This window comes from Paraburkholderia sp. (genome assembly GCF_036488505.1).
GTDB lineage: Bacteria > Pseudomonadota > Gammaproteobacteria > Burkholderiales > Burkholderiaceae > Paraburkholderia.
Window position 1 is genome coordinate 1 of the sequence record NZ_DASXHN010000444.1, and the last position, 8,440, is coordinate 8,440.

The window sequence follows — 8,440 nt, forward strand, 5'->3', positions numbered from 1 at the left end:
TTCGGTCGGCTCATCTTTCGCAGCCGTTTTCTGGGCGACGAGCATGATGTGCTTGCCGCCTTCCATCGCTGCTTCGAGAGCCTTGATCGACTTCGGGCGGCCTACGAAGAGCGGAATCACCATGTGCGGGAAAACGACTACGTCGCGCAGCGGGAGCAGCGGCAACGTAATGCGTTCCGGCGGGAGGAGTTGGGTTCCTGACATTTCATTTCCCCATGAGTGGAATCAGTTCGTTCGATAGGTGAGGCCAGCAGAAAACATTGCAAGCCTTCGCGTGTGGGAAAAAGTTCAGAGACTCCGAAGGTTCAGTGACTCCATAGTGAAAATAATCAATCTGACCACACGATAAACGAAAAAGCCGTTCACGTCGCCATGAACGGCTTTTTTTGCAGAACGCGTAAGCCGATCAGTTCGAACCCGCCACCTTCGGCGCGTCTTCGTAAATCAACAACGGTTTGCCGTCGCCGTCGATAACGTTGTCGTCGATGATGACCTTGCTAACGCCTTTCATTTGCGGCAGGTCATACATCACATCGAGCAACGCCTGTTCCAGAATCGAACGCAGACCTCGGGCGCCGGTCTTGCGGCGGATCGCCTTGCGCGCCACTGCCTGCAACGCGGCGGGACGGATCTCAAGTTCGACACGTTCCATGTTGAAGAGCTTGTGGTACTGCTTGACGAGCGCATTCTTCGGTTCGACGAGAATCTTCATCAACGCAGCTTCGTCGAGCTTGCCGAGCGTGGCGACTACCGGCAGACGGCCGATCAATTCAGGAATCAGGCCGAACTTGATCAGATCTTCCGGTTCCACTTCCCGCAACACTTCACCCGCGTCGCGGTCCTGCTTGCTCTTCACGCTTGCGCCGAAGCCGATGCCAGTCTTCTCGGTACGATCGACGATTACCTTTTCGAGGCCGTCGAAAGCGCCGCCACAGATGAACAGGATGTTCGTCGTATCGACCTGAATGAAGTCCTGGTTCGGATGCTTACGACCACCTTGCGGCGGCACCGACGCCATCGTGCCTTCGACCAGCTTCAGCAGAGCCTGCTGTACGCCCTCGCCCGATACGTCACGCGTGATCGACGGGTTGTCGGACTTGCGGCTGATCTTGTCGATTTCGTCGATGTAGACAATGCCGCGCTGCGCTTTGTCCACTTCGTAATTACAATTTTGGAGCAACTTCTGAATGATGTTCTCGACGTCTTCACCGACATAGCCGGCTTCCGTCAACGTCGTTGCATCGGCAATCACGAACGGGACGTTCAGAAGGCGCGCGAGCGTTTGCGCGAGCAGCGTCTTGCCGGAGCCGGTCGGCCCGATCAGCAGGATGTTGCTCTTCGACAGTTCGATCTCGTCTTTCTTGTCGAGATGCTTGAGGCGCTTGTAGTGGTTATAGACGGCGACGGCGAGAATCTTCTTCGCGCGCTCCTGACCGATCACGTATTGGTCGAGGATTTCGCGGATTTCCTGCGGAGTCGGCAGATCGGACTTGGACAAGCCCGCCTCGATACCGGCGCCCGCCGCCTCGTCGCGAATGATCTCGTTGCACAGGTCGATACATTCATCGCAGATGAATACCGACGGACCAGCAATCAGTTTCTTGACTTCATGCTGGCTCTTGCCACAAAACGAGCAATACAACAGCTTTTCGCTGTTAGAACCTTTCTTGTCCGCCATAGATGTGTGAGCCTCCGGACACTGAATTACATAATACGCCGTTTGCCCCTGCCTCGCAGTTTGGGCGCGGCAGGGCTAGTGAGCAGGATGACGGCGCTTGCCGCAGACGCCCGGACGGATGGTGATGCTGTCACGACCGGCCCGATGACCGTTTCGCCCGACTTCTGGGCAAAACGGCAGGGCAAAACCGTAGCAGATCAAGGACGCTTGTGTGCCACCTGGTCGACGAGGCCGTACGCCTGTGCGTCATCGCCGGACATGAAATTGTCGCGATCCGTGTCGCGTGCAATACGCTCGACGGGTTGACCGGTATGGTGTGCAAGCAGATGATTCAGCCGTTCCTTCAGGTACAGAATTTCGCGTGCCTGAATCTCGATGTCCGATGCCTGGCCACGCGCGCCGCCGAGCGGCTGGTGAATCATTACACGGGAGTTGGGCAGCGCGAAACGCTTGCCCTTTGCACCAGCCGCCAGCAGGAACGCGCCCATGCTAGCCGCGAGACCCATGCAAAGCGTGGAGACGTCCGGCTTGATGAATTGCATCGTGTCGTAGATCGCCATGCCCGCCGACACTGAGCCGCCTGGGCTGTTGATATAGAAGTAGATATCCTTGTCCGGATTCTCGCTTTCGAGAAACAGCATCTGAGCGACTACCAGATTGGCCGTCTGATCGTTCACCTCGCCCACGAGGAACACGATGCGCTCCTTCAGCAGACGGGAATAAATATCATACGAGCGCTCGCCCCGGCCGCTCGTTTCCACGACGATCGGCACCAGACCGAGTGCCTGCGCTTCGAGATCCCGTGACGACTGGGAGGTCAACGTGTCCAGCATTTGGGCGCGAAAGGTCATGCAATGAATCCTTGTCTGGAAAATATTTCAATATGGATGCTGGACGAAAGTTGGTGCGGCGAGCCCGTATTCAAGTGCCTTGACTGCCGCGGGCTCCATCCGCGCGCGCGACCGGACGCAGCACCGAAACGCATTTCCACGGCACAAACGTGACACAAAAAAACGGCGTGCGGGCCGTCGGTCGCTCCGACAGCCGGCACGCCGTTGCAGCAACGCTTTACGCTTGCGCCGTTGCGCTTGCCAGTTCTTCGAAGCTCACTTCCTTGTCCGTCACCTTGGCCTTGCTGAGCACGAAATCGACGACGTTGGCCTCAACGACATACGCTTCCATTTCGGCAAGGCGTTGCTGGTTCGAATAATACCAGCGGACGACTTCCTTCGGGTCTTCATAGCTTTTCGCGAATTCGTCGACTTCGGCACGAATCTGCTCGGGCTTCGCCTGCAGTTCGTTCGCCTTCACCAGTTCGGCCAGCACGAGGCCCAGCTTGACGCGGCGCTCTGCCTGCTCCTTGAACATGGCAGCCGGAATCGGCGCGTCCTTCGCGTTCGGCACGCCGCGCTGCTCCAGATCCTGGCGCGCCATCGCGACAAGGCGCTCCTGATCCTGCTCGATCAGCGCGTTCGGCACATCGAGTTCCGAGATTTTCAGCAGCGCGTCCATCACCTGATTCTTGACGATCGCTTGCGTGCGGCGCTTGGCTTCGCGCTCGAGATTGTCCTTGATCTCGGCCCGCATCTTGGTGAGATCACCGTCTTCGATGCCGAGCGACTTCGCGAACTCCGCGTCGACTTCGGGCAGATGCGGCCATTCGATCTTCTTCATCGTGATCGTGAACTGCGCGGTCTTGCCCGCCACGTCCTTGCCGTGGTAATCGTCCGGGAACTTCAGATCGAATTCCTTCGCTTCGCCGACTTTCAGGCCGCGCGACGCGCTTTCGAATTCCGGCAGCATGCGGCCTTCGCCGAGCACGAAGGCGAAGTCTTCCGCACTGCCGCCCTGGAATGCTTCACCGTCGATCTTGCCGACGAAGTCGACCGTCACGCGATCGCCGTCCTTGGCCGCCGTATCCCCGCCGCCGTCCCCGTGCTCGCCGGCTTCGCCGCGAGCATGGAAGTGCACCCGCTGCTTGCGCAGGATGTCCAGCGTGCGGTCGATTTCCGCTTCGCTGATGGTGGTCGTGGTGCGCTCGATTTCAGCCGTGGCGACGTCACCCAGCTTCACTTCCGGATACACCTCGAAGGTTGCGTCGAACGCGTAATCGCCTTCAGCGGCGTCGCTCTTCGGCGCGAAGCTCGGCTGACCCGCGACGCGCAGGTTCTCGGCGCGGCTGATGTCGAAAAACTCCTTGCCGACCTTGTCGCTCAGCACTTCGGCTTCCACCTGGCCCGAGTACTGTTGGGTCACCATTTTGAGCGGGACCTTCCCCGGGCGGAAACCCGGCATGCGCACGTTCTTCGCGAGTTGACGGATACGCGAATCCACTTCCTTCTGCACGGCATCCTTCGGCAGGGAAATCGTCACGCGGCGTTCGAGCTTGCCGAGGTTCTCAACAACGTTAGCCATGGCTTCAATCGTCCTAAAATTATTCGAGCGAATCAGTTATCTTCTCCGTGCTGCCCTTCGATGTCGCTTCGCACCGATTGCATCGATCAAGCGCCTGCGCCTCGGGCTTGCAGGCCGCTGCCAGCACGGTTGAGTCCAAAGAGCCGAATATTTTAGCAAACTATTCGCGCGCCTAGCCGGGATTCGATGTTTGCATCGACTTTCCCGCGTATTGCGGCCCCTTTGTGGCCCATTTGCGCAGGTTTTCGCCCAGGCCGCGCGTTTTCAGCAAACGCCCGCCCATTGCACAATCCGGTTTTGCGCAGGGTTCCTCATACGACCCATGGCCGTCCATGCGCGGGGACGCGCGGCAACTGGTAGCCACGACGTCTGCTCGCACGATTGTGCCTATGCCGTTCGACGTATCCAGCCGACGCGCCCATGCTGATAAGCTAACGAACTGGATTGGGACCCGCGCGCATCTGCGCGCATCTGCGTCCCGTCGCCCGCTTTCCTATCCGCTCACAACGATTCGAATTTTTCGAGACGCCATGCCGAATTCGTCGCCCTCGCCTGTCGTCGTCATCGCTCCAGATTCATTCAAGGGCTCGCTCAGTGCGCAACAGGTCGCGCAGGCGATTGCGTCTGGCGTCCAGCGCGCCTGCCCTGGCGCCGCCGTGCGTGTCTGCCCGATGGCGGACGGCGGCGAAGGCACGCTCGACGCGATGCTCACGAGCGGCGGCGAGCGGCGCACGCTCACCGTGCGCGGCGCGGCGGGCGCCACGCGCGAAGCGCTCGCGGGCCTGCTAGTGGACGGCAGCGCCATCATCGAAACGGCTGAGATCGTCGGCATCACCGACCCGGTCGGCATGGGCGTGCCAGTGGAGGCGCGTAGCACGCGGGGCATCGGCGAGGCGATTCGCATACTGCTGGATGCGGGAGTGCGGCGCTTTTTCGTCGCGCTCGGCGGCAGCAGTACGAACGATGGCGGCGCCGGCCTGCTGACCGGCCTCGGCATGAAGCTCTTCGATGCGCAAGGCGGCGACCTCGAAGGCACGCCCGAACAGCTTGCGCGGGTGGCGCGGGTCGACGTCTCGCAACTCGACGCGCGGCTCGCGGCTGCGCAATTCGTCGGCATGTCCGACGTCGACAACCCGCTGACCGGCGAGCACGGCGCGACCGCGGTCTTCGGCCCGCAAAAAGGCGTCACGCCAGAACAGGTCGCACCGATCGACGCGGCGCTCGCGCGTTTCGCCGATCTGCTCGAAGCCGCGCTCGGGCGTACCGCGCGCGATCTGCCGGGCGCGGGCGCTGCCGGCGGTCTCGGCTTTGCGCTGCATATGCTCGGCGCCCGCTTCGAACCGGGGGCGGAAACGGTTGCGACGCAAATCGGGCTCGACGCCGCGCTTGCCGGCGCCGACTGGCTGATCACCGGCGAAGGCCGCTCGGACGTGCAGACGCTGCACGGCAAGGCGCCCTTCATCGCGTGCGCGCATGCACGCGCCGCCGGCGTACCCGCGACATTGCTGTCCGGCTCGGTCGATCCCGCCGCATTGCCGCGTCTGGCCGAATATTTTTGCGGCTGCTTCTCGCCGGCGCCCGGGCCGATCACGCTCGACATCGCGATTCGCGACGCCGCGCGCCTGCTCGCGAACGAGGCGGAACAACTGACGCGCCTGAAATACGCCGTGCGCTGACCGGCGAACCGGCTGCGGCAACAATCGCAGCGCCACGACCGCTCCACAACTACGGGGATGACCATGAAGGAATCCGCTAAAGCCGGGCTCGAGCAGTTCCTCACATATCGTCTGCATGTGCTGAATAAACTGGCCGAGCGCGGCATCGGCGCGCGCTATCAGGCAAAGCTCGGCGCGACGTTGCCTGAGGCGCGCGTGATTGCCGCGGTGGGCTCGTTCGGGCCGTTCTCGATCATGGAGCTCGCGCGCCACGCGAATCTCGACAAGAGCCAGGCGAGCCGCGCGGCCGAGGCGCTGATCCGGCAGGGACTCGTGCAGCGCCAGCCCAGCACCGAAGATGGTCGCGTCGTGCTGGTTTCGCTCACGCCGGAAGGCCGCGCGCTCTATCGCAAGGTGATGCCCATCGCGCGCAAGTGGAACGACGATATGTTCGACTGTCTCGAAGGCGACGAAAAAGCCGCGTTCGGCGCCGCGCTCGACAAAGTGATCAGTGCGATGAGCGAGCGAGAGTAACGAGGCAGACCCCCGGCGCCTAGTCAACGCATGGGGCGCGTCGCTTCACGGCCGCGCGGGGCGCATGTCAGAATCGCGGATCGGCCAGCGGCGCCTTCATTCTCCTTTTCATTCAGGGAAGTCTCAGTGGACATCAACAAACAGCTCTCGGCACTCACCGCTTCGGAACTCCAGACAGCCGGCGCAAGCCAGGCCACCGCGATCGCGGTCAGCGTCGTGCTGCGTCATCTACGCTCGCCGGAGCTGGCAAAACTGCTGTCGTCGGCATTCGAAAACCATCAGGCGGTCATGTTGCAAACACCGTGGCCGGATCAGATGCTGCAGGCGTTTGAATCCACGCGACGCTTTCTCGAAGGCGCCGCGCAGGCGGAATTGCCGGGTTCGCAGCCGCAGCCGGGAACGACCGGCAGCTGATCGATCGCGACTCGCGAGCGGTGAACAACAGACCGGCCCGCCTTGGGCAGGCCTCGCGCAACGGCGCGTTAGGTTGGTCTACCTACGTCTATCTGCTTTTATCTCTGCCTCGGCCGCTTACTAATCAACCGTAAGCCGCGTCTTACAGTCGCGCGCCCGGCGTGGCGGCGATCACCACCCGCGCCGCCGAGCGTACGGTCGCATGCGCGCCGGCGCTCGAACTCGTCAGGCGCGCCGCTCGCGACGCGTCGCCCGCGCTGCATGGACAGGTGGATGCGATGCTGCCGCGCTCGCGCTTCGAGGTGCCGCCGCGCGGCTCGGTCATGTGCTGCGCCGCTTCTGCACCGCTCACGCGATCACGCCGGCCGGATTGCCGTCAGCGTGCCGAACGCTTGATACTGTGCTGGTCCTCCGCCTCCTTCACTTCCGACCATGACCTCCCAACCGAAGACGCCCACCAGTTCGCCCGCCACTTCGCCGGACTCCCCGTTGCACTCGCCTGCGCCAGGCGGCCTGCGCCAGGGTCTCACGAACTATGGCGACGCGGGCTTCGCGATGTCCTGCGCAAAGCGTTCATCAAGGGCGCCGGCTATACCGACGATGCGCTGTCGCGCCCGATCGTCGCGATTGACGCAGGCCGGCTCGGCATTCGTGTCGACCTGCAGCGGCTCGACCGGATCGCACGCGAGACGCCGGTGCTCGTCGATTTGAAGCCGTCCGGCCAGCACTATATGGAGGACCTGCACCGCGCGGGCGGACTGGTCACCGTAATGCGGCGCCTGCGCCATCTGCTGAATCTGGATGCGTTGACCGTGACGGGGCGCACGCTCGGCGACGAAATCGACGCCGCGCCTGCCGACTTCGCCCAGCAAGTCGTGCGGCCGTTCGACGCGCCGGTCTATCCGCAAGGCGGCATCGCGGTGCTGTACGGCAACCTCGCACCGGGTGGCGCGATCATCAAGCAGTCGGCGGCCAATGCCCAACTGATGGAGCACACCGGCCGCGCGGTCGTGTTCGAGGACGCCGAAGATCTCGCGCGACGTATCGACGACCCCGCGCTCGACGTGAACGCCGACGACATCCTCGTGCTGCGGCAGATCGGCCCGGTCGGCCGCCGGGGATGCCGGAACCCGGCTATATCCCGATTCCGAAGAAGCTCGCGCGGCAAGGCGTAAAAGACATAGTGCGCATTTCCGACGGCCGCATGAGCGGCACGGCGGCCGGCACGGTCGTGTTGCACGTGACGCCCGAGGCAGCGGCCGGCGGCCCGCTCGCTATCGTGCGCGACGGCGACCGCATCCGGCTGAGCGCCGCGCAACGCACGATCTCGCTCGATGTCGACGACGCGCTGATCGCCGAACGGCTTGCCGCGTTACCGCCGCGGGTGGCCGATCCGCTCGCGCGAGGCTATCGCAAGTGGTTTCTCCAGTCGATCACGCAAGCCGACGAGGGGTGCAATTTCGATTTCCTGCAGGCGGCGCAGATGACGGTGAGCGTGCCGCGTTGAACGAAGACGACACACGGCCGGCGCTACCGCGCCTGGAGGAACGGGCAATGGAAAAACGCGCTGGGTCACGCCTGCGGTGGATCGCAGCGCGCGCTGAAGCGGCGCGCGCGAAACGCAAAAAGGGCCGCATACGTCGCCGTATGCGGCCCTTTTCTTCTTTCATGGTGCGTGAGGCCGGACTCGAACCGGCACGCCGTTGCGGGCGTCAGGACCTAAACCTGGTGCGTCTACCAATTT

8 protein-coding genes and 1 pseudogene are annotated in these 8,440 nt (G+C 62.8%); 5 read left to right on the forward strand and 4 right to left on the reverse strand.

Annotated elements, in window-relative coordinates; translation table 11 throughout:
• The 4 genes from VGH68_RS25565 to tig form a co-directional block, all read right to left on the reverse strand.
• On the reverse strand, window positions 1–204 hold a 204-nt coding region (locus VGH68_RS25565), incomplete at its 3' end, for an LON peptidase substrate-binding domain-containing protein (protein ID WP_331606504.1).
• Window positions 205–406: 202 nt separating this feature from the next.
• Complete coding sequence (clpX, locus tag VGH68_RS25570; RefSeq protein ID WP_085481416.1) at window positions 407–1,678, reverse strand: ATP-dependent Clp protease ATP-binding subunit ClpX; 1,272 nt, start codon at window positions 1,676–1,678, stop codon at window positions 407–409.
• A gap of 197 nt (window positions 1,679–1,875) precedes the next feature.
• Window positions 1,876–2,529, reverse strand: a complete 654-nt coding sequence (gene clpP, locus VGH68_RS25575; protein ID WP_006048927.1) for an ATP-dependent Clp endopeptidase proteolytic subunit ClpP — start codon at window positions 2,527–2,529, stop codon at window positions 1,876–1,878.
• A gap of 217 nt (window positions 2,530–2,746) precedes the next feature.
• Window positions 2,747–4,093 carry a trigger factor gene (tig, locus tag VGH68_RS25580; RefSeq protein ID WP_331606505.1) on the reverse strand — a complete coding sequence of 449 codons (1,347 nt, stop codon included), beginning with the start codon at window positions 4,091–4,093 and terminating at the stop codon, window positions 2,747–2,749.
• 530 nt (window positions 4,094–4,623) lie between these two features.
• Here tig and VGH68_RS25585 point away from each other — a divergent pair.
• The 5 genes and pseudogenes from VGH68_RS25585 to VGH68_RS25605 form a co-directional block, all read left to right on the forward strand.
• Entirely contained in the window at window positions 4,624–5,769 is a 1,146-nt protein-coding gene (locus VGH68_RS25585) for a glycerate kinase (RefSeq protein WP_331606506.1), read from the forward strand.
• Between the two features lie 63 nt (window positions 5,770–5,832).
• On the forward strand, window positions 5,833–6,282 hold the full coding sequence (locus VGH68_RS25590; RefSeq protein ID WP_331606507.1) for a MarR family transcriptional regulator: 450 nt from the start codon (window positions 5,833–5,835) through the stop codon (window positions 6,280–6,282).
• A 126-nt stretch (window positions 6,283–6,408) separates the two neighbouring features.
• Window positions 6,409–6,696 (forward strand): hypothetical protein, encoded by a 288-nt coding sequence (locus VGH68_RS25595; RefSeq protein WP_331606508.1) that lies wholly within the window; start codon window positions 6,409–6,411, stop codon window positions 6,694–6,696.
• A 632-nt stretch (window positions 6,697–7,328) separates the two neighbouring features.
• Window positions 7,329–8,203 (forward strand): annotated as a pseudogene (locus VGH68_RS25600) (dihydroxy-acid dehydratase); the annotation flags it as partial.
• A 47-nt stretch (window positions 8,204–8,250) separates the two neighbouring features.
• A partial coding sequence (locus VGH68_RS25605; protein WP_331606509.1) for a hypothetical protein occupies window positions 8,251–8,440 on the forward strand: 190 nt, incomplete at its 3' end.

Excerpts from the sequence above, each read along its gene's own strand:
- clpX (WP_085481416.1), bottom strand. The coding sequence starts at position 1,678 with ATGGCGGACAAGAAAGGTTCTAACAGCGAAAAGCTGTTGTATTGCTCG.
- clpP (WP_006048927.1), bottom strand. The coding sequence starts at position 2,529 with ATGACCTTTCGCGCCCAAATGCTGGACACGTTGACCTCCCAGTCGTCA.
- tig (WP_331606505.1), bottom strand. The coding sequence starts at position 4,093 with ATGGCTAACGTTGTTGAGAACCTCGGCAAGCTCGAACGCCGCGTGACG.
- VGH68_RS25585 (WP_331606506.1), top strand. The coding sequence starts at position 4,624 with ATGCCGAATTCGTCGCCCTCGCCTGTCGTCGTCATCGCTCCAGATTCA.
- VGH68_RS25590 (WP_331606507.1), top strand. The coding sequence starts at position 5,833 with ATGAAGGAATCCGCTAAAGCCGGGCTCGAGCAGTTCCTCACATATCGT.